We start from the raw sequence: 22,693 nt of genomic DNA, 5'->3' as shown, positions 1-22,693 counted from the left end.
CTAACAGCCCAATCCTTTAGGGCACTTGACTCTTATTGCGCCTTATAATGTTTTAAAATTAGACACTTGTTCAAGCAGGCTTTGTGCTTGTTCTTCCATTGATTTGCTGGCAGCAGTTGCCTCTTCAACTAGCGCAGCATTTTGCTGAGTCATACTATCCATATGTGAAATAGCGCCACTAACTTCGCTTATACCTGCTGCTTGTTCTTTGCTCGCAACATCAATATCTGCAATCATATTAACGACTTCTTGCACAGCAACCACTAAATCAGTAAAGGTTGCACCGGTATCATCAACCAATTTACTACCTTGATTAACTGCTTCAACACTATCATTAATTAAGCCTTTAATTTCCTTGGCTGCAGAGGCACTGCGCTGTGCTAAGTTTCTAACTTCACTGGCAACAACCGCAAATCCACGACCTTGCTCGCCTGCTCTAGCTGCTTCCACCGCAGCATTTAGCGCGAGTAAATTAGTTTGAAAAGCAATTTCATCTATCACACTTATTAATATCGGCAATTTTTTTACTGGATTTCTCAATAGCATTCATCGCACCTATGGCATTATTAACGACATTTTTACCATCACTGGTTTTATTCATTGCTTGTGTTGATAGCTTAGTAGCATCAGCAGCACTGATCGCATTTTGATTAACAGTTGTAGTTAATTACTCCATAGCTGATGCTGTTTGTTCAAGGCTAGATGCTTGAGATTCTGTACGTGCTCTTAAATCGCTATTACTCAGCGCTAATTCACGTGATGAAGAAAATACATTATCGGCAGCCTCTCGAATTGTCGTCATCATGCCATTTAAATTAGCAAGTAATGAATTCATAGATTCTGCCAAAACACTAAACTCGCTATCTAAATCAGCGGTAACTGTAGTGGTTAAGTCACCTTTAGCCATCAACATTATGGATTCTTTAATTGCTGCAATGGCAAGTTTTCGTGCGGTAATATCAGTCGCATATTTTACGACTTTATACGGCTTACCGTTCATGTCTAAAATAGGGTTATACGAAGCTTGAATCCACACTTCTTTGCCATCTTTACCTAAACGCTTATATTCACCAGAGTCGAATTCTCCTTTATTCAACTTTTGCCAAAACTCTTTGTATACCGTGGAATTTGCTAGTTCCGTTTCTGCAAACATCCAATGATGCTTACCTTTAATTTCATCAAGCCGGTAGCCCATCGCATTAAGAAAATTATCATTTGCATCAATTATGGTGCCGTCTACATTGAACTCAATGACCGCCTGCACACGATTTATTGCATCGACGGTAGAAATTAGCGTTTGTATATCTTTTGTTTCACTAGTTTCTGGGGCATTCGTCATATAGCTCATTCCTGATTATTTTTATTTAGGCAGACACTGACAAGTAGTAAACAATAATTTTCAAAAACAATAAGTTAGTTATAGAGCAATTCATATAAAAAACACAAAAAAAAGCCAACATTTTTCGTGTTGGCTCTTATAAGTAGCTTTGTGTAATGGCTTTAATTAATCGATCAGTTGATAGTGATTTTTCAACACATCAATAATTTCAGCCTTAGGATTTGCACTTAACGTAATAGTTTCACCCGTTATTTTTTCTGCAATTCCTATATAGGTTTGTGAAACCTTCATTAACACATCTATTGGTAATTCGTTGTTTTTAGCAAGTAATACTCGCTCATCCATACGCTCTTTGTTTAATAAGATATCTGGATCTGGGAAATAATTAAGCAGTAATTGTCTAAAGTCTTCCTTAGAGTTTTCAACGACTTTACCCTGAGCATATTGCTCAGCATCCCAAATACGAGATGAGTCTGGTGTCCCGACTTCATCCATATAAATCAGCTTGTCATTACCATTTTTATCTTTGACATAACCAAACTCGAATTTAGTATCAACAAAGATTTGTCCAACTTTTTCTAACGCTGCTGAAATCACATCAAAGCCTTGAGTTAACAACTTTTCATACAATGCAATATCATCAGCTGATTTAAAATTAAATGCTTGGTAATTTTGTTCAATATTTTTGCGGGTAATATTCACATCATCCGCTTCTGGCACACCTGGAATTCCTTTTAAAATTCCTTTTGTTGATGGCGTTTGTAAAAGCTCTGGTAATTTACTGTCTTTGGTTAAGCCTTCCGGCAATTCTATACCACAAAACTCTCGTTCGCCTTTTTCATAAGCGCGCCACATAGAGCCAGTAATATATTGGCGACAAATCGCTTCAATCATTACCGGTTGGGCTTTTTGTACAATCCAAACAAAAGGATGAGGAATATCAAGAATATGACTATCGGCTAAGCCATTCTCTTTAAAAAGTTTAAACCAATGGTTTGATACGGCATTTAGAGCAGCGCCTTTGCCAGGCACACCGCGAACATTACCTTCACCATGCCAAATACAGTCAAACGCTGAAATACGATCACTAATCACCATAATAGCCAATGGCGTATCAGCCGGTACATCGTAGCCTTTTTCTTCAATTAAACGACGGCTATCAGCCTCAGTTAACCAATAAACACTGCGTACTTTACCGCTGTGAACTGGCTTGTCGGTACGAATAGGTAAATCATCATTTACCGCTAACACTTGATCTGCAAGACTCATGTTCAAAACCTTATAAAAAGTCACCTATCATCGTCATACCAATGTATATCGGTATCTCCCAATTACAAAGCGAGTCTCTGCGAAATATCAGGAGATTCCGCATCAAATGCGGAATGACAAGTTATAAAAATCTATTCGTTTTATTCCATCAATCAAAATTAAATGAATAAATTCTTGAAATTAAAGTACCCAGCCTACAAATTTATCCTCAGAAAAAGAAAAGGGTGATCAAACTGACCACCCTCTTACATCTTTTTAACTGTAATTAAGCAGCTAAAGCAGCGTTTGCTTTTTCTACTAAAACAGTGAAAGCTGCTTTATCGTATACAGCGATGTCAGCTAAGATCTTACGATCGATCTCGATAGAAGCTTTCTTAAGACCGTTAATGAAACGGCTGTAAGACAAACCATTTTGACGAGATGCTGCGTTGATACGAGCAATCCAAAGTTGACGGAATTGACGCTTACGTTGACGACGGTCACGGTATGCGTATTGGCCAGCTTTAGTTACAGCTTGGAAAGCAACGCGATAAACGCGACTACGAGCACCGTAGTAACCTTTAGCTTGCTTTAAGATTTTCTTGTGAGAACGACGTGCAACTACACCGCGTTTTACTCTTGCCATTGTCTATATCTCCTATTAAGCGTGACGTAACATTTGTTTAACTGACTTAATGTCAGAAGCGGCAACGTGACACTTAGCACGTAAATGACGCTTAACTTTTGTACGGCGCTTAGTCAAGATATGACGAAGACCAGCTTGCTTGAATTTGTAGCCGTTAGCTGTTGGCTTAAAGCGCTTAGCAGCACCTTTGTTCGTTTTCATTTTAGGCATGAATATTACTCCGCATTTATGCCGTTAATATTTAGTAACCAAGGCGAAAACATCATTAAGTAAAGTACTTCGTGTTTTACTTGCAGGCCTTAATTACTGCTTTACGATAATGTTGGTGGTTAGCACTTCCGCGCTAACACTTTCAGACCAATACTTATCGTTTAATTGGTGCTAGAACCATTATCATCTGGCGACCTTCAACCCTTTTCGGGAAGAATTCTACCGTTGCAACGTCTTCTAAATCGTTTTTAACGCGAGTTAAAAGATCTAACCCCAATTCTTGGTGGGCCATTTCACGACCGCGGAAACGTAATGTTACCTTAGCCTTGTCACCACCTTCTAAAAAGCGCTTCAGGTTGCGTAGTTTTACCTGATAGTCGCCTTCATCTGTACCAGGACGGAATTTAATTTCCTTAACCTGAATTTGTTTTTGCTTCTTACGCTGTTCTTTTTGTTCTTTGGCTTTTTCGTAAAGGAACTTGCCGTAATCCATTACGCGACACACTGGTGGTTTCGCTGTCGGACTGATTTCAACTAAATCAACCCCTGCTTTTTCAGCTTCATCCATTGCTTCATTTAATGAAACAACGCCCATTGCTTCGCCTTCTAAACCAATCAAACGTACTTCTGTACCTGTAATTAATTCATTTAAACGATGTGCCGGTTCATTTTGACCGCCTTTTTGACCATTCTTAATAGTCTGTTCCTCCAAAGAACTAAACAAAAATCAGGCATAGTTTCTCATTTATGCCTGTGTGTAAAAAGGTTTATACCCGTGATTTCACTTCTTGAGCTAGCTTTTCAATAAAAGCATCCACAGACATTTTTCCTAAATCTTCGCCACTTCGTGTACGAACGGCGATTTCGCCATTTTCCATTTCTTGGTCACCAACGACTAAAAGATATGGAACTCGCTTTAAAGTGTGCTCGCGGATTTTAAAGCCTATTTTCTCATTTCTCAAGTCTAGTTTTGCTCTAAAGCCATTTTCTTTTAATTTATTAACAACTTTTTGACAATATTCGCCTTGTTTGTCGGTAATATTCATCACGGTTGCTTGAATTGGTGATAACCACGCAGGGAATTTACCCGTATATTCTTCAATTAAAATACCAATGAAACGTTCAAGTGAACCTAAAATTGCACGGTGGATCATTACCGGAATATGACGTTCGCCATCTTCACCGATATAGCTGGCATCTAAACGATTAGGTAAGGCAAAATCAAGTTGCACTGTACCACACTGCCAGTTACGACCTAAACAGTCTAACAGGGTAAACTCAATTTTAGGGCCGTAGAACGCCCCTTCACCTGGTAAGTACTCAAAGGCAATACCAAGATCTTTTAGCGCTTGCGCTAAGCCCTCTTCGGCCTTATCCCACATTGCATCATCACCAATACGCTTTTCAGGGCGTGTTGATAACTTAACGATAATATCTTCAAAGCCAAACGTTTTATAAACATCGTAAACCATTTGAATACATTTGGTGACTTCGCTTTGTACTTGATCTTCTGTACAGAAAATATGGGCATCATCTTGAGTAAAACCACGAACACGCATTAAACCGTGCAGCGCACCTGATGGCTCATTACGGTGGCAGCAACCAAACTCTGCCATACGCAGAGGTAAGTCACGATATGACTTTAACCCTTGGTTGAAGATTTGTACGTGACCTGGACAGTTCATTGGCTTAATTGCGTATTCACGTTTTTCAGATTCTGTAGTAAACATGGCATCGGCATATTTATCCCAGTGACCTGATTTTTCCCATAAGCCACGGTCCATCATTAAAGGACCTTTCACTTCGTCGTAGTCATATTCATGAAGCTTTTCACGAACAAACTTTTCTAACTCAGTGTAAATTGTCCAACCGTCGTTATGCCAGAACACCATTCCTGGCGCTTCTTCTTGCCAGTGGAATAAATCTAATGTTTTACCAATTTTACGGTGATCACGTTTTTCAGCTTCGGCAAGACGTTGAATATAAGCTTTAAGTGCTTTTTTATCTGCCCAAGCAGTACCATAAATACGTTGCAACATTTTATTGTCAGAGTTGCCACGCCAATAAGCGCCTGCGACTTTCATTAATTTAAAATGCTGACAATGCTTCATATTCGGCACATGAGGGCCGCGACACATATCAATGTATTCTTCGTGATGATATAAACCTGGACGATCATCTTTGTCGATGTTTTCGTCTAGGATTTCAATTTTGTAAGGTTCGCCGCGTGACTCGAAAGTATCACGTGCTTCTTGCCATGAAACAGTTTTCTTCACTACGTCATAGTTAGTTTTAGCTAAGTCAAGCATATGCTTTTCAAGCTTAGCTAAATCATCATCATTTAATGGCTGGTCTAAATCAACGTCGTAGTAAAAGCCATTGTCAATTGTTGGGCCAATCGCCATTTTAACGTTTGGCCAAAGTTGCTTAATTGCATGACCTAATAAGTGAGCACATGAGTGACGAATAATTTCTAAACCGTCTTCGTCTTTTGCGGTGATAAGTTGTAGCTCACAGTCTTTTGTGATTAATTCGCACGCATCAACACGTTCACCGTTAATGCGACCAGCTAATGTTGCTTTGGCTAAACCTGGGCCAATATCAGCTGCCACATCCATTACAGATACAGCTTGTTCAAATGAGCGTTGACTACCGTCAGGGAGAGTAATTACAGGCATGAATTTTCCTTTTTACAGTGGCGACACACACGAAGCGCCGCTTGTTTAATTCGTTCAAGAAAAACCACAAATTTAATACAAATGTGGTTTAATAAAAATAAGCCATGAAGAATAGGGAAAATCGGCAGCTTTTTCAATGACTATATTACCTTCACCCAATGTTTTTAACCTAATATGTCGTGCATTTATATTAAATGTGCTGCTTTTGTCTACATTTACGCTGTCGGCAAGTGAATTTAATTGGCAATTAGTGAGAACTAGTGACGAGATTAAAATTTATAAAGATAAACAAAAAGATCAGCGAATTGTCACAGTCAAAGCGTCATTGCAAGTCAAATCAACATTATCCGGGTTTCTATTATTTTTACAGGACTACCCTAATATCCCTACGTGGTTAGACAGCGCCAACCATGCTGAGCTTATTGAGCAGGTTTTACCTAATGAAAATATCTTTATCACGAAATTTAACAGTGTTTGGCCGGTAAAGCCCAGAGATATGGTTATTAGAAGCAAGTACATTCAATTGGATAATGGTTCGATAGAAATTGATGTTACTGATGCAAGTACGGCTATAGCCCCGATAGATAATTCTGTAAGAGTGACGGTTGAATACGCTCATTGGACAATTCGTCCAGTTGCAGATAGCGGACTTATTGACATTACTTATCAATTTAACGTCGATCCCAATGGGGCAATTCCTGCTTGGTTAGTAAATCAGCTCACCATCGATTCTGTTTGGAAAACCATGCGAAATATAAAAGCGTTATTGCCAATATCGAAATGGCAACAGTTCCAAATAGCAGAAATTTACGAGCCACATATACCACCCCACTAAATAGATATGGGTTTTATCCGCTATTTAGAAAATAAAAACAGCCACTTAGCAAAAGCTCGCAGAACCTGTATTTTAAGCCATAATTAATTAAGAAACATGAGCACTTAACAGAGGTGTGAAATGATGGACGAATTACAGAAAATGCGCATTGAGTGTCCACATTGCGGGCATCATTTACATATTGAGCTTGATACAAGCGCTGGTGATCAAAACTATTACGATGAATGCCCCGCTTGTTGTCGTGACATTCATTTAAATATGCACATTAATGAACTTCAGCAAAATGTTGAATTATCCATTGACGCTGATGATGAGCAATTCTTTTAACCTGAATTAACACTTTGGTTTGAATTTACTTCAATTGCAGATTCATTCGCTCAATCGTGTTTACTATCGTTATGGTTTGTTGATCAAATTCAATATTAACCAAATTCCCTTCAACCAGCGTGCCTATATTTGTTCTCAGTAGTGTTTCTGGAATTAAGTAAACATTAAACTGACAATCATTGACTTGCCCTATCGTTAAGCTCACACCGTTAATTGCAATAAAGCCCTTTTCAAATAAAAAACGATTATTGTGATCGGTCAACTTAAAGTTAATTTCACAGTTATCTTGATTTTTCACTATCGAAACAACTTTCGCCTGGCAATGAACATGACCTGAAACCTGATGTCCGCCTATTTCGTCACCCACTTTTAACGAACGTTCAAAATTAACATAATCGCCTGATTTTAAATAACAAAGGTTAGTTACGCGTAACGATTCATCAATCACATCGAAGTGAATTTCTGTAGTATTTTCAGGTAGTGCTTCAAAACTTACTACCGTTAAGCAGGTACCATTTATCGCGATACTAGCGCCTAATGTAAGTTGCTGTGCAACACTACTCTCAACCTCTATGACTAAGCGACAAATGCCGTTACTAATTTTTGCCGATAAAACTTTGGCTTTTGATTGCACTATGCCAGTAAACATATATGATCCAACTCATAAAAATTTCCGATATATTAGCAAATAACCAGCGAATAATTCATGCAGTTATCTCAATTTATTAGTCAATCAAAAAGTTTACTTAAATTGGCTTACCCCATTCTTATTGCCCAACTTATCCAAAATTTAATGGGTTTTGCCGATACCGTAATGGCTGGGCGTGTTAGTGCGACGGATATGGCGGCAGTTGCGGTTGCGAGTAGTGTTTGGCTGCCGGCTATATTAACTATTTCTGGCATTATGATGGCGCTTGCCGCGATTGTCTCTCAATATGCGGGGGCCAATGAGTTTAATAAAGTAGCTAGCGCTACTTATCAAACGGCGTGGATAGGCTTATTTCTCGGTGGCTCACTAATACTATTAAATTACATTATTGCGCCAGCAATTTACCCGCAAGTGCCGCTTGAGCCCCAATTAAAAGCATTAATGTTCGATTACTTAGATTATATCGTTTGGGGTGGTCCTGCCTTTTGCCTTTATTTTGTTTTAAGGAACTATTCTGAAGGTTTATCTCACACGCGCCCGACGATGATCATTAGTATCATTGGTTTATTGATCAACATTCCAGCAAATTACATTTTTATCTATGGCGAATTTGGCATGCCTGCACTTGGTGGTGCCGGATGTGGTTTAGCTACCGCATTGGTTTACTGGGCAATGTTTATTTCAATGCTGATTTACACCTATTTTTCTAAACACCTTAAACAGGCGCATTTATTTGAACGTTTTTTCTGGCCAAAATGGTCTGAAATCACCAGCATTTTATCAATTGGGTTACCAATTGCTTTTTCATTACTGTTTGAAGTAAGTTTATTTGCAGTTGTTGCCATTATTTTAGCGCCGTTTGGCGCTGAAGTTGTGGCAAGTCATCAAATCGCTATTAACTTTTCTGGTTTGGTGTTTATGGTGCCACTAAGTTTAGCGATGGCAGTTACCATCAAAGTAGGCTTTGCGGTGGGTAATAAACAATATCAACAAGCTAAAGATATATGCTCATACTCAGTAATGCTCGGCTTAGTGATTGCCGTTGTTACTGCAACAGCTACCCTTTTGTTTAAAACCGAAATAGCCACTATATACACTACCGAGCACGCGGTAATTAGTTTAGCCGCCAGCTTAATGTTTTTAGCGGCGTTATTTCAGTTTTCTGATGCAATCCAGGTAATTTCTGCCGGCGCTTTACGCGGCTATAAAGACACTACGGCAATTTTAGTTATAACCTTTGTTGCTTATTGGGTTGTCGGCCTGTCGATAGGATTAATTCTAGGTTTAACTGATTGGGTTATTGACCCTATTGGCCCATACGGATTTTGGATTGGTTTTATTTCCGGTTTGACCACTGCGGCGATATTACTCGCAATGCGACTACGCTTAATACAAAAAAGATTAGAAAGTGCTTAGGCGCTTTCTAATCTTTCGTTATCACTCACGGTAAAAAAGCGTTATTTTTCTGAAGGAATAGGTTTTACCACCACTTCTTTTTCTGTTTTTACTGACATCGTTGCCATAATACGACGGTTTTCAGCATGAGCAACTTCCGTATTGTCAGGGTTAATTAATTGCGTTTCGCCATAGCCAATTGCAGTAAGGCGGCTTCGGTTAATACCAAAGTCACTCACTAAACGATCGACCACAGCTTTAGCACGGCGCTCAGACAATTTTTGATTATAATCTTCAGTACCTACAATTGAAGTGTGACCTTCAATAGTTAATTCAACGTCAGGATAACGATTTAAGAAGTCTGCTGTTTTTTCTAGCTCTACGTTGAAGTTTGATTTGATCTCATCACTGTTATTGTCAAATAAAATAACCAGCTCCATGGTGTCGACTTCTTCGGTATAAACAGTACAGCCAACACTATCGACATAGTGACTTTTTGGCGTATCAGCACATTGGTCAATATGATTTAAAATGCCATCATCATCACTGTCGTTATCGACTTCGACAGGTGCTGGTGAAGGCGCAACTTTTGCCGATTCTACCGCTTTAGCTGCTTTAGGTTGGTTCTCACCAAAGAAGTAGATTAACCCTATGGTCGCTGTCCAATCTTTATATCGATCTTCAAGTTGATAATGGCCCTTGCCTTCTACATAAGCAGCAAATCGGTTGGTAAAATAATGTCGGTAACCCATACCAATATTGGCAGAAATTTCTTTGTCTTCTAGATCAATATTTTTGAAGCCCCCCACCAAATATAAATTTTGCTTACTTGGAAAATGCAATAAATCAATAGCGACCGATGAGCCATCTTGCTTGCCAAAATTATTGTCATGGGCATCAATTGATAAGTCGGTATATTGAATACGTAATTCATTATATACAGAGAAGCGATAACCCAAGTCTAAGCCAAAGCCATCACCGTCATCTAAACTTGATGCATTGTTGCCACCAACTTTGAGTCGCTCATCATCAGCTTTAAACAAACTATAATGGCCACCGCCGTAAATTTGGCCGGTTAATAGCTCGGCATTTGGTTGTGCAAATGCGTATGAGCTTGAGGTTGCAATAAGTGCCAGTGTCAGCAATGAACGCTTAATATGTTTCATATTATTCCCTTAGAATCATTGATTTAGTGTTTTGTTAGCTAGTATAGCACCTATTGTTACATTAATTTAACAATGAGCACATTTTAGTTGATATAGATTAAATTTTAGCAAAGATGGACACTTTGTAGGCGAACAACTTAGAATGACTAAGATTTTGTTGAAAAATGCTTGCGTCATCCAATCAGCGAAGCTAACATAGCGCTCCGTTGTACATTGACTGTTATTTCTTGACCGGAAATGTAGTAAACGCTTGGGAGCGTAGCTCAGTTGGTTAGAGCGCTTGCTTGACATGCAAGAGGTCGCTGGTTCGACTCCAGTCGCACCCACCACATTCTAAAAAGCCGCATTTAATGCGGCTTTTTTCGTATTAGCGCTTTAATCACTGGCGTTTTCATCAGAAAGTTAACTCAATGCCACTATCGATCAAATTAACGATAAATAACGCCAGTATTAGCGGGTGTTTGTGTAACCAAGGATAAATCAACAGCTACCCGATGACTAACAACTTCACCGACAATGATTAACGCGGGTCCTGTAAACGTATTGATTTTTTCCTCACTTGAAATGGCATTTAACGTAGAACAACAAATGCTTTGATTGGCGCTAGTCCCCTGATCTACAACAGCGATTGGTGTGCACGCGGCCATGCCATGAGCCATTAACTTATCAGCAATCATGCTAATACGATTGAGCCCCATATAAAACACTAAGGTGCCATCATCCTGAGCTAGGTGTTGCCAGTTACATGCGCCCTGTCGATTGTGCTCTGGTTCATTTTGCAAATGCGCGGTTACGAAACGCACAGAGGATGCACAGTCTCGCAGCGTTAGCGGAATACCTGAATAAGCTGCACAGCCACTGGCCGCGGTAATTCCCGGCACTATTTGAAATGGAATTTGGTATGTGGCAAGTAGCTCAGTTTCTTCAGCCAACCTAGCAAAGATACTAGGGTCGCCGCCCTTTAACCTAACCACAGTTTTACCTTGCAATGCATAGCGTAAAATTAACGAAGATATTGCTGACTGTTTCATTGAGTGGTGACCACATTTTTTACCAACAAATATCCGCTCTACATTTTGCGGAATATATTGATTGATCTCTGGGTTAACCAACCAATCAACTAATACGACATCCGCTTGTTCAAAAGCCTTAATTGCTTTTAGTGTTAGTAATTCGACATCACCTGAGCCGCCACCGACAAAGATCACGTAACCGTGATTAGATTTATTGAGCGAAGTTTTTGGGTTGAACTTACTATTTCTGATTTGCCTATTTTTAAATAAATTAGCGTTAAACTTATCGCCAAAGTAATACCTAAAGTGAAAGCCAAACGTTTTTTTTAACCATACGAATGGTTCAAATTCAGGCCAAGTGTTCATGGTGATTTCCTTAGCCGCTAACGGCTTTAAGCGCTTATGCATTAGCAATATAAGTTAATGGGATGGTTTGAGCATCTTGGCTCTTTCCGTTAACGTCTAGGGTTTCAAGGTTATGTGGTTCATGTCTAAATTGGCCATGTTGATTAATTAATGCCTGTAGCTCAGGTTTGCATGAACCGCATTTAGTGCCACATTTTAATTGTTCACCTAATAATTGCACTGATGCATTGCCCTGTTGAATTTGACCGATAATCTCAGCTTCATATACTGAGTGGCAGCTACATACCTTGCGCGAACTCAGCATTGAACTCTCAGAGCTACTGCGCAATAGCTCTTGAACATCTGCCAAGTTCAATACTGGTTTAGCAAAGATTTCAGTTAACCCGCTTTTGGCATCCGTAAACGGTTTTTCACAAATATATGCAACCGCAACTAATTGCTGCTCTGCCATAGCAACTAAACATGTATTTACACCTTGGGTATTTGACTGTATCAGCCATTCAACCTCTTTGCTTACCAAGTCTTTAACTTTCGAAAGTAGCGAACTAGTTTCAATAACATCCGCCGCTTGATAGTGCCAACAATTAGCTAATTTGGTTTTAAGCCAGTATGGCGAATCTATCGCTTTTGCGAGCAGCTCATCGGCAATATAGAAATCGACAAATTGATTAAATTCAGCACGCTCTATATTGATACCAACAAATTTAGCTTCCGGCTGGCCTGAAATGGGATCAACTGCACTACCATATAGGTTAGCGATATTGGCACTGGCAGCAAATTGCTGATTCCAATGAATGGGCATAAAACATTGCCCAGCAACCACACGCTCAGAAATAGTTACTGGCACGGTTATCTCGCCATTTGACGAACTGACTTTAACTATATCGTTATTTGATAACGATAAATTAGCCGCATCTTTTGGGTTTATCGTTATATACGGTTTGGCTAAATGTTGGGTAAGTGACGAGGCTTTACCTGTGCGAGTCATGGTATGCCATTGATCTCGATAACGACCGGAGTTAAGCACTAAAGGAAATTGCGCGCAGGTCTTTTGAACAGGTAATTGTGGAGTAATCGGAAAAAACTTTGCTCGTCCTGATTCCGTACTAAACTGACTTTTTGCATTAACCTGTGCAAATAATTGGCCACCACCGTAATGATTGGCTTCAGTTACCGGCCACTGAATAGGTGATAAATTATCATATTGCTGCTGCGATAAATTCGCTAAACCAGAAATATCAAATAAGCGCCGAATTGAGCTAGATTTTGTTTCACCTGAGCTCCCTTTAGCAGATTTACTTTCACCCAAATTATCTACACCAGAAAGCGCAGCAAACTCAGTAAATATTTGAGATGGGTGTTGAAAATCAAAACCTTTAAAGCCCATTGCTTTGGCAACACCGCAGATAATCTGCCAATCGTGCTTTGCCTGACCCGCTGGTAAAACCGCATTGCGCTGGCGAGAGATTCGACGCTCAGAATTAGTCACTGTGCCATTTTTTTCAAGCCAGGGTGTTGCCGGTAATTTTACATCGGCCAATGCCAAAGTATCGTTATCCTGAACACAATCAGACACTACAACAAATTCACATTGTTCAAGTGCCCGCTTTATTTTGTTGCGCTCAGGCAAACTCACCAAGGGATTCGTTGCCATAATCCAAACGGCTTTAATTTGCCCTTGGTCAATTTGATCAAACAAATCAACAGCTTTTGCCCCTTGCAGGGTGGCAATCGTTGGCGATTGCCAAAAGTTTTGGGCAATTTGTTGATGCTCAATATTTTCAATATCTAAATGGGCAGTCAATTGATTTGCTAAGCCCCCTACTTCTCGCCCGCCCATAGCATTGGGTTGACCGGTAAGAGAAAAAGGGCCACAGCCAACTTTACCAATTTTGCCCGACGCTAAGTGAACATTAATAATGGCATGGCATTTATCAACGCCAGAGCTAGATTGGTTAATGCCCATTGAATACAAAGTGACGGTTTTAGTGCTTTGAGAAAACAAATGATAAAAGTTGCTTAAGGTTAAAGTATCTAAACCACAAAACTCTGCGGTTTTCGATATTGACCACGTCTTAACCGCTTCAAGGCATTTTTCAAAATCCTCAGTACTTCGCTCAATAAAAAGTTGATCAATTACGTTATGTTCAATTAGGTAGTGCAGCAAACCATTAAATAACCCAGCATCAGCCCCCGGTTCAAGGCATAAGTGGAGATCAGCCATCTGCGCGGTTTCAGACTGACGAGGGTCAATTACAACGACCTTTAAATCAGGATTGATTTGCTTGGCGCGCTCAATTCGCTGGAAAATTACCGGATGCGTCCATGCGGCATTTGAGCCAACTAAAACAATTAAATCGGTTTGTTCAATATCCTGATAACTGCACGGCACGACATCTTCACCGAATGCCCGTTTGTAAGCAGAAACCGCTGATGACATACACAATCGTGAATTGGTATCAATGTTGCCGCTGCCGATATAACCTTTCATTAGTTTGTTGGCGACATAATAATCTTCAGTCAATAACTGCCCTGAAACATAAAACGCGACGGCGTCTTTGCCATGTCGATTAATAATCGATTGAAACTTATCTGCTACTTCGCTAAAAGCCTGCGACCAACTCACTTGTTGTCCGCCAACTTCAGGTATAAGTAGGCGGTTGGTAAGATCTATGGTATCGAGCAAATGCGAGCCTTTAACACATAAACGACCAAAATTAGCCGGATGCTCTGGCGTACCGGCAATACCATTAAGTTGGCCATTGCTTGAACTAATATCTACACCACAACCTACTCCACAATAGGCACAGGTTGATTGCACTACACCATTTGTTTTAACTGGCGTATTAGGTAGAAACTTCGCAATTGGCTCAGACATATGATTACTTCCCGGCTAACAACACTTGCACAGCTTGATTTTCAATACGTGTAGGATAAGCATTGATGGATACCTCTTCTTGCATACAACGCCCAGATTTCAGTGAGTACTGCTGTTTATAAAGAGGAGAAGCAACTACTGGCTCACCACTTGCGCAACCAGTAATTCCACGATAAAGCACATTGGCTTGACCGAGTGGGTCAAAGTTATCTATGGCAAATACGCGTTCAGGTTGTTTAGGCACACTAAAAATTGCAATTTGATGATTGGTATTTTCATTTACCAAGGCACAAACGCCGGCATTATCAATAAGATCGTCAACATGACATACAGTGATCCAGTTATTATTTAGGGTCATTATTCGCCCTCCATTTCTACTACGGGCACAGAATTTAAAGGGACAGAAACCACAGGAATAGTTAATTCATTAATTGGTAATGACGCATTTTGAATGTTGCCACTACGTTTTTCGTCAACGGTTGCCGGTCGTATTTGACTGCGCTCAGTCACAAATTGAATATTGCCATCGGTTTTATCTGAGTTAACAAACTGACGAAAACGTTTAAGCGCTTCAGGATTTTCCAATGTTGTTTTCCACTCACACTGGTATTTACCCACTAAATGCTGCATTTGGTTTTCTAGTTCTTGGCAAATACCTAAGTGATCATCAATTACTACGCGTTTTAAGTAATCTAAACCACCTTCCATATTTTCCAACCACACTGAGGTGCGTTGTAAGCGATCAGCGGTTTGAATATAAAACGCTAAAATACGATCGATATATTGCACTAATGTTTGATCATCCAAGTCAGTGGCAAATAAGTCAGCATGACGAGGTTTCATGCCGCCATTGCCGCAGACATAAAGGTTCCAGCCTTTATCGGTGGCAATAACACCTATATCTTTACTTTGGGCTTCCGCACATTCTCGCGTACAGCCAGACACGGCAAATTTAATTTTATGGGGCGCGCGAATGCCTTTGTAGCGATGTTCAATGTCAATCGCCATACCGACACTGTCTTGCACGCCGTAACGACACCAAGTGCTACCGACACAAGATTTAACCGTGCGCACCGCTTTGCCGTAGGCGTGACCAGTTTCAAGGCCTGCATCAATCAGGGTTTGCCAAATTTCAGGCAGTTGTTCAACTCGAGCACCGAATAAATCAATGCGCTGACCACCGGTGATTTTGGTGTAAAGGTTATATTTTTTCGCGACTTGACCTATGGTAATTAATTTATCAGGGGTAATCTCACCGCCTGGAATGCGAGGTACAACCGAATAAGTCCCGTCTTTTTGCATATTGGCAAGGAAGTTATCGTTAGTGTCCTGAAGCGCGACTTTTGATTTATCCAGAATGTAATCATTCCACACCGACGCTAAAATAGAGCCAACGGTTGGCTTACAAATTTCACAGCCTAAACCGTTACCATGTTTATCAATCAGCTCATCAAAATGCGTAATTTTTTCTACTTTTACAATGTCATAAAGTTCTTTACGGGAATAAGCAAAGTGCTCACAAATATCTTTTTTAACTTCAACACCGCGATTTTCCAGCTCTTTATCTACGACATTTTTAAGTAACGCCGCACAACCTCCACAACCAGTACTGGCTTTAGTGCAACTTTTAACCTCACTTACGCAAGTCGCTCCATTATCAACAGCAGCAACAATATCGCCCTTAGTCACATTTAAACATGAACAAATAGTGGCCGAATCAGGCAAGGCATCAGCGCCTAATGTCGGCTTATCACCTGCCATAGGAAGAATTAATGCTTCTGGTGCTTCAGGTAATTCAAGTTGATTCAGCATATATTGCAGCAAAGTATCATACTCACTGTTGTCACCCACTAATACCGCACCTAGCAGTAACTTTTGATCTGCTGAGACAACAATTTTCTTATAGATGCCTGCGGGTTGATTTTCATAACAGTAAATTTGGGCATCTGGCGTTCTAGCATGGGCATCACCAATTGAGCCAACATCAACCCCCATCAGCTTTAATTTTGTGCTCATATCTGCGCCAGCAAATACCTGCTCAGTTTTGGGGTTAATAATATGATTCGCCGCAACTTTTGCCATGGTATACCCTGGCGCTACTAAACCATAAATCATATTATTAAACAGCGCACATTCGCCAATGGCATAAATATTTGGATCGCTGGTTTGACAATGCTGGTCAATGACAATGCCACCGCGTTCACCTATTTCAAGGTCATGGGCTCTGGCCAGCTGATCATATGGTCGAATACCTGCTGAAAATAAGATTAAATCTGTTTCCAGCACATCACCGTCAGCAAACACTAATCGATAACGGCAGTGCTCGCCTTGTTCGATAACTTTAGTTGCTTTTGAGGTATGTACTTTTACGCCAAGTGCTTCAATTTTATCTTTTAAAAAGCGGCCGCCGCCTTGATCAACTTGCACTGCCATTAATTGCGGCGCAAATTCAACTACATGAGTTTGTAAACCCAGTTGCTTTAACGCGTTTGCCGCTTCTAAACCTAATAAACCGCCACCGATCACCACGCCAACTTTACTGCTACTCGCACTTTGAGCAATCGACTCCAGGTCGTCAATTGTTCGATAGACAAGGCAATGCGCTTGATCTCCCCCGGGGATCGGTGGCACAAAAGGGTAAGAACCAGTTGCCATAATCAATTTGTCATATGAAATGACTTCACCCGCTTGCGTGGTTACTTGCTGAGCCACTTTATCAATCGCTGTGACCTTGGCATTGAGTTTAAAATTAACTTGCCAGTCTTGATAAATCGACTCATCGGTTAATGCCAGCTCAGCTGCTGATTTGCCAGCAAAATATTCTGACAAGTGCACGCGATCATAAGCAAGACGGCTTTCTGCCGACAATACTGTGATCTGAATATGCTCGACCGACTGGCGTAAGTTTGCCAGTTGTTCAACAAAGTGATGGCCAACCATACCGTTGCCAATAACGACGACATTTAATTGATCCGACATAAGGTTCTCCTAGTGCTAGTTAGCGCGCTAAAACTTAGCGCCTACCCAAATCCAAAGCTTATCGGTGTCCACCTTGCCTGTGGCAGAATCGCCAGCCGAATACGACGCGTATTTAATGCCGCCAGAAAAGGTTTTATTAAAGCTTGTTTGATAAGATGCGTTGATTTCATCGCCAAAGTCATCGGCGTTATCCGTGGCTTTATCAGCATCGAAAGTGTGATAAAACACTGCCCATTTCCCGCCATAAGCCTTGCCTGAAACGGAAGCGTAAATATCGCGAAGCCCTTGTTTAGGTGTTGATAAAAACTGATCGCTCCAGCCATTAAACGCATGTAATGTTGCTAGTGGTGTTTGGAAGCCATAATCACCGCCATCACTACCAAGCAGTTCATAACCGCCTTTAATGGTTACCCCTTCAACGCCATAACCCAGTTCGATAAGTTGGTAATCGGCATCAAAATTAGCACCGGTTGATTTAGCTTCTTGTGTCGCCCATTCCAGTGCATAAATTAAATTACCACTGGCAAATTTTTCGCTACCGCTATAGCGCACACCGTATGTATCAAGACTGTTAGAGACACCTTCATCAACCTCTAATAGATAGCCATAACCAGTAAGGGCAACACCATTTGTTTTGTATGTAAGGTTGATTAGATGATCTTTTACGTGCAGATCTTTATCTTCGGCAAAAATGCGATTGCGCTTATTGACATAGGCATAGGTTAAATTAACCGCAGCGCTCGCTTGATAATTAACTGATAAAGCATCAAAGGTTTGTTTATCTTGGCGCCAGCCAACGTGACCAACAAAACGTTGGTTATCTAGCGCAATAACTTGGCGACCAAGTTTTGTTGACCAGTTTGATGCTTTGTATTGAACATAGGCCTGATCTAATTCCGTAGTTTCCGGATCGGCTATGACTGAGTAGTTCGGCTTGTGCCCTAAAGTGTCGTTGTAATCATCAATACCAACGGCTCTAGAGTCTTCAAATTCAACATAGCCCGAGATATTGTTAAAGCTTGCTGTTGAATAACTTAACAAAGTGCGAAGCGTTAAGGCATCGGCATCTTTCAATGGATTTTTTTGTTCAACGCTTTCATAGCGAAGACGAAAATCGAGCTTCACTTTTGCGTCATCTTGGGCATAACTAGCGGTTGATATTCCTGCCATTAACATACTAATGACTAACATTGTTTGCGTAAAAATGTGCTGATGTGGATAATGTTTCATGGTTATTCCTTTGATCATTAAATCGTTTATCGATAAGTTGTTATTTAATTCACTGCCTATTGAGTATAGAAAATCATGCAACATTACTCGTTTTATTAACGTTATTTTTACTTTTGCTATTCGCTGGCATGACTTCAACTTTGCGTTGTTTTTCATACAAGAAAGTTAAAACCGCTGACCGCAATTGGTTATAAGTGGGGTCTTGAGCCAGTGCCAATCGATCTCTTGGTCTTGGTAGGCCTACATTTAATATTTCACCAACAGTTGCTGCCGGCCCATTAGTCATCATGACAATACGATCGGAGAGTAAAACCGCTTCATCGACATCATGGGTGATCATGATCACTGTGTTATTTAATGAATCCTGAATTTCCATTAAGGAGTCTTGCATATGAGCGCGAGTCAACGCATCAAGCGCGCCAAACGGTTCATCCATAAGTAACACTTCCGGCTGCATAGCAAGTGCCCTTGCAATGCCTACGCGTTGTTTCATCCCCCCTGAGATTTCATCAGGGCGTTTGTGCATGGCATGATCCATATGCACCAACTTTAAGTTATGCTCAATCCATTCTTTCATTTGCCTAGCGTTCATGGTCTTTTTAAATACTTGCTTAACCGCTAACTCAACATTTTGATAAGCCGTTAACCAAGGCAACAATGAATGATTTTGAAAGACAACAGCACGCTCCGGCCCAGGCTCAGTGACTTCTTTGTTATTAAGTAAAACACCGCCTTTGGTTGCCTGATAAAGCCCGGCAACAACATTTAAAACCGTTGATTTTCCGCAACCAGAGTGGCCAATTAATGAAATAAACTCGCCTTTTTTAATTGATAAATCGACATTCTTTAGCGCGGTAAAATCACCTTTAGGCGTTGGAAATACCATGTCAATTTGGCTAATTTCTAACAGTGTGCTCATGTGTTAATTCCTTATTAATTCCTAAAAGTGCCAGTTAACGCTGGGCGCTCGATTTATCCCAAGACAATAGTCGTTGTAGTTGCAACATCGACTTATCAAGGGCAAAGCCAATAAAGCCAATGACAATAACGGCTGTCATAATGCGGCTCAGTGATTGCGAGCTACCATTTTGAAACTCGTCCCAAACAAATTTGCCTAGACCAGGGTTTTGCGCCAGCATTTCCGCAGCTATTAACACCATCCAAGCAATACCAAGTGATAAACGCATGCCGGTAAAAATTGCAGGAACAGCAGCTGGCAATACAATTTTTTGGACATGAACAAGGCTAGGTAGTCTTAGCACCCGAGAAACATTGACCCAATCTTCATTAATTGCTGATACTCCCACTGCGGTGTTAATTACCATTGGCCAAATGCAGCACAAAGTGACAGTGATCATTGAGTTAACGAATGATTTAGCCAGTAGCGGATCAGGTGTCACGTAAACCGCACTGACCACCATAGTGACTAAAGGCAACCACGCTAACGGTGAAACAGGTTTAAATATTTGAATAATAGGATTTATTGCCGTATTCAAGCTATGGCTTAAACCAACGGCAATCCCCAGTGGAATAGCAATTAACGCCGCTAAGATAAAACCGCTCATCACGGTTATTAAGCTAGTAGCGATTTGATCGAGGAAAGTTTCTTTGCCGGTATAGCTACGGATTTTCGCTTGATAATTGGGATCAGCCGCTAACCGTTGTTCATTTCGTGCTTGTTGACGTTGATAAAACGCTGTTTCTTTTTCGCGTTCAGCTTTGTGCTCTTGGTAAAGATTACCCATTTGGCTATAGACCGCAGACGGTCCAGGAAACTTACCTAACGAAGTATCAATATTGCTGGCGGCAAAAGACCACAATAATAAAAAGATAACGATACCAACAACCGGTAACAAAAAGCGCTGTAACTTTTGACTGAGTAGTAATTGGACATATCCCAACCATGAATACTTAGCGTTAGATGTCATCATTTTTTCGATTAAGGTGGTCATTGTACTTTTCCTGTTATTTACTTAGCGTGAATCAATATTTGGCTAAATCTTGTCGCCAGCTTTAAGGCCAATAGTAAATTTATTGATATAAGCATTGGGTTGGGTGCCATCAAACACTATGTTGTCGATAAAGTGAGTTTGTGGTGATCGAAAGCCATCTTCATCCATCACCTCGGCAAAATCTGACGCTAACATTAATTTTTCATCAACCAGCGATTGTGCAGCTTGTAAGTAAATATCTGGACGGTAGACTTTTTTGGCGACGTCGACATACCAGCTATCCGGTTTATCATCACTGATTTGTCCCCAGCGACGCATTTGCGTTAAGTACCAAATAGCATCTGAATAATAAGGAAAAGTGGCGTTATAACGGAAAAATACGTTGAAATCTGGCACCGCACGTCTATCGCCTTTTTCATATTCAAAGGTGCCGGTCATGCTATTGGCAATAACCTCGTAATCCGCACCAACGTAATTTGATTGGCTTAGAATTTTTACCGCGGCTGGGCGATTAGCATTGTTATTTTCATCAAGCCACTTGGCTGCGCGAATTAATGCACGAGTTAAACGAATCGTCGTGTTTGGGTATTTCTCTGCGAACGCTTTGGTGATACCAAATACTTTTTCCGGATTATTTTTCCAAATTTCGTAGTCAGTAACCACAGGCACGCCAATGCCTTTAAATACTGCTTGTTGGTTCCACGGTTCACCAACACAGTAGCCATAAATTGTACCTGCCTCTAACGTAGCAGGCATTTGTGGTGGTGGCGTTACTGATAATAGTGCTTGTGCGTTAATTTTTCCTGATGTGTCACCTTTGTGAGGTGCGTAAAACCCAGGGTGTATACCACCTGCGGCTAACCAGTAGCGCAATTCATAATTATGGGTAGAAACAGGGAAAACCATGCCCATGTTAAATGGTTTACCCTGGGCAGCATAGCTTTCAACAATTGGCTTTAAAGCATCTGCTTTAATTGGGTGAACCGGTTTACCATCTGCTTGCTTAGGAATATTGGCTTTCATTTGCTGCCAAATATCATTAGAAACGGTAATACCATTTCCATTTAAATCCATTGAAAACGGCGTAATGATCTCGGCTTTAGTACCATAACCTATAGTCGCAGCTATCGGTTGTCCTGCAAGCATATGAGCGCCGTCTAATCGGCCATCAATAACACCATCAAGTAACACTTTCCAATTAGCTTGCGCTTCGATGGTGACATATAAACCCTCGTCTTCGAAAAAACCCTGCTCATAGGCAATGGCAATAGGTGCCATATCGGTTAGCTTAATAAAGCCAAAGGTTAATTCTTCTTTTTCTGGATAACCTAATGGCTGCGCTTCAGCGCTAATAGCTAAGACATTCAAGGTTAAGGCACCAGCCAAACATACACTGCTATAGAGTTTTGCGGGTGCGTTAAATAAACGACTAAACATAAATTTCTCCCAATAAAAAAGCCCGCTGCGCTCTGAAATAATCAGTCGCCTGCGGGCTACATTGCCAAACCAATCTTGATGACACCTTTGCCAATAGATCAGTAAATAAATTGTCTTTTCTATGTTTACTTTACATATTTAATTAGCAATACCATCGTCGGTTAAGCTAATTAATTAATTTATTTATTATTAATTTTAAATTTTTACTTCTAGTTTGATTTATTAGCGTTAGCCCAAGTTGGCCTCAAAACTAGATTGCTTCTTAGGCATTCTTATCGAATACATTTTTAGTAATACAGATTTAGTGCCAACTTAACAAAAAACATATATCCTATTGTAAATAAA

At 40.4% G+C, this 22,693-nt stretch carries 18 protein-coding genes, 1 tRNA gene and 1 pseudogene; 4 read left to right on the top strand and 16 right to left on the bottom strand.

Annotated elements, in window-relative coordinates; genetic code table 11:
- Nucleotides 1–42: 42 nt before the first annotated feature.
- The 6 genes and pseudogenes from ACOB82_RS03355 to thrS form a co-directional block, all read right to left on the bottom strand.
- Nucleotides 43–1,276, bottom strand: a pseudogene (locus tag ACOB82_RS03355) (methyl-accepting chemotaxis protein); the annotation flags it as partial.
- Nucleotides 1,277–1,504: 228 nt separating this feature from the next.
- Nucleotides 1,505–2,608 carry a phosphoribosylaminoimidazolesuccinocarboxamide synthase gene (locus tag ACOB82_RS03350; RefSeq protein WP_448211529.1) on the bottom strand — a complete coding sequence of 368 codons (1,104 nt, stop codon included), beginning with the start codon at nt 2,606–2,608 and terminating at the stop codon, nt 1,505–1,507.
- A gap of 265 nt (nt 2,609–2,873) precedes the next feature.
- Nucleotides 2,874–3,233, bottom strand: coding sequence for a 50S ribosomal protein L20 (gene rplT / locus ACOB82_RS03345; RefSeq protein ID WP_448211528.1), 360 nt, complete (start codon nt 3,231–3,233; stop codon nt 2,874–2,876).
- A gap of 15 nt (nt 3,234–3,248) precedes the next feature.
- A complete protein-coding gene (rpmI, locus tag ACOB82_RS03340; RefSeq protein WP_448211527.1) occupies nt 3,249–3,443 on the bottom strand; it encodes a 50S ribosomal protein L35 in 195 nt (64 codons plus the stop codon).
- Nucleotides 3,444–3,597: 154 nt separating this feature from the next.
- Nucleotides 3,598–4,155, bottom strand: a complete 558-nt coding sequence (gene infC, locus ACOB82_RS03335) for a translation initiation factor IF-3 (protein WP_448211526.1) — start codon at nt 4,153–4,155, stop codon at nt 3,598–3,600.
- 55 nt (nt 4,156–4,210) lie between these two features.
- Nucleotides 4,211–6,121, bottom strand: coding sequence for a threonine--tRNA ligase (gene thrS, locus ACOB82_RS03330; RefSeq protein ID WP_448211525.1), 1,911 nt, complete (start codon nt 6,119–6,121; stop codon nt 4,211–4,213).
- Between the two features lie 205 nt (nt 6,122–6,326).
- Here thrS and ACOB82_RS03325 point away from each other — a divergent pair, with 205 nt between their 5' ends.
- A complete protein-coding gene (locus ACOB82_RS03325; protein WP_448211524.1) occupies nt 6,327–6,956 on the top strand; it encodes an START domain-containing protein in 630 nt (209 codons plus the stop codon).
- A gap of 120 nt (nt 6,957–7,076) precedes the next feature.
- Nucleotides 7,077–7,283 carry a CPXCG motif-containing cysteine-rich protein gene (locus ACOB82_RS03320; protein WP_448211523.1) on the top strand — a complete coding sequence of 69 codons (207 nt, stop codon included), beginning with the start codon at nt 7,077–7,079 and terminating at the stop codon, nt 7,281–7,283.
- Nucleotides 7,284–7,308: 25 nt separating this feature from the next.
- Here the strand turns inward: ACOB82_RS03320 and ACOB82_RS03315 are convergent, their stop codons facing one another.
- On the bottom strand, nt 7,309–7,932 hold the full coding sequence (locus ACOB82_RS03315) for a riboflavin synthase subunit alpha (RefSeq protein ID WP_448211522.1): 624 nt from the start codon (nt 7,930–7,932) through the stop codon (nt 7,309–7,311).
- Nucleotides 7,933–7,989: 57 nt separating this feature from the next.
- Here ACOB82_RS03315 and ACOB82_RS03310 point away from each other — a divergent pair, with 57 nt between their 5' ends.
- Nucleotides 7,990–9,348 (top strand): MATE family efflux transporter, encoded by a 1,359-nt coding sequence (locus ACOB82_RS03310; protein WP_448211521.1) that lies wholly within the window; start codon nt 7,990–7,992, stop codon nt 9,346–9,348.
- A 41-nt stretch (nt 9,349–9,389) separates the two neighbouring features.
- Here ACOB82_RS03310 and ACOB82_RS03305 read toward each other — a convergent pair whose 3' ends face one another.
- Nucleotides 9,390–10,493: an OmpA family protein gene (locus tag ACOB82_RS03305; protein ID WP_448211520.1), complete on the bottom strand. Its 1,104-nt coding sequence runs from the start codon at nt 10,491–10,493 to the stop codon at nt 9,390–9,392.
- A gap of 252 nt (nt 10,494–10,745) precedes the next feature.
- Between ACOB82_RS03305 and ACOB82_RS03300 the strand changes: the two genes are divergently transcribed.
- Nucleotides 10,746–10,822 (top strand) — tRNA-Val (locus ACOB82_RS03300).
- A 99-nt stretch (nt 10,823–10,921) separates the two neighbouring features.
- Here the strand turns inward: ACOB82_RS03300 and cobA are convergent.
- The 8 genes from cobA to ACOB82_RS03260 form a co-directional block, all read right to left on the bottom strand.
- Nucleotides 10,922–11,872: a uroporphyrinogen-III C-methyltransferase gene (gene cobA, locus ACOB82_RS03295; RefSeq protein ID WP_448211519.1), complete on the bottom strand. Its 951-nt coding sequence runs from the start codon at nt 11,870–11,872 to the stop codon at nt 10,922–10,924.
- Between the two features lie 34 nt (nt 11,873–11,906).
- Nucleotides 11,907–14,750: a nitrate reductase gene (locus ACOB82_RS03290; protein WP_448211518.1), complete on the bottom strand. Its 2,844-nt coding sequence runs from the start codon at nt 14,748–14,750 to the stop codon at nt 11,907–11,909.
- 4 nt (nt 14,751–14,754) lie between these two features.
- On the bottom strand, nt 14,755–15,108 hold the full coding sequence (gene nirD / locus ACOB82_RS03285) for a nitrite reductase small subunit NirD (RefSeq protein WP_448211517.1): 354 nt from the start codon (nt 15,106–15,108) through the stop codon (nt 14,755–14,757).
- Nucleotides 15,108–17,729 (bottom strand): nitrite reductase large subunit NirB, encoded by a 2,622-nt coding sequence (gene nirB, locus ACOB82_RS03280; protein WP_448211516.1) that lies wholly within the window; start codon nt 17,727–17,729, stop codon nt 15,108–15,110. The genes nirD and nirB overlap by 1 nt, the downstream gene beginning before the upstream one ends.
- A 27-nt stretch (nt 17,730–17,756) precedes the next feature.
- Entirely contained in the window at nt 17,757–18,959 is a 1,203-nt protein-coding gene (locus ACOB82_RS03275; protein ID WP_448211515.1) for an alginate export family protein, read from the bottom strand.
- A 73-nt stretch (nt 18,960–19,032) separates the two neighbouring features.
- Nucleotides 19,033–19,878 (bottom strand): ABC transporter ATP-binding protein, encoded by an 846-nt coding sequence (locus ACOB82_RS03270; RefSeq protein ID WP_448211514.1) that lies wholly within the window; start codon nt 19,876–19,878, stop codon nt 19,033–19,035.
- Between the two features lie 34 nt (nt 19,879–19,912).
- Nucleotides 19,913–20,911 (bottom strand): ABC transporter permease, encoded by a 999-nt coding sequence (locus ACOB82_RS03265; RefSeq protein WP_448211513.1) that lies wholly within the window; start codon nt 20,909–20,911, stop codon nt 19,913–19,915.
- Between the two features lie 42 nt (nt 20,912–20,953).
- Complete coding sequence (locus tag ACOB82_RS03260) at nt 20,954–22,348, bottom strand: CmpA/NrtA family ABC transporter substrate-binding protein (protein WP_448211512.1); 1,395 nt, start codon at nt 22,346–22,348, stop codon at nt 20,954–20,956.
- Between the last annotated feature and the right edge of the window lie 345 nt (nt 22,349–22,693).

The organism is Colwellia sp. MEBiC06753 (genome assembly GCF_053470325.1).
The sequence above is the reverse complement of the archived record's forward strand: the minus strand, read 5'-3'. Positions and strand labels throughout refer to the sequence as shown.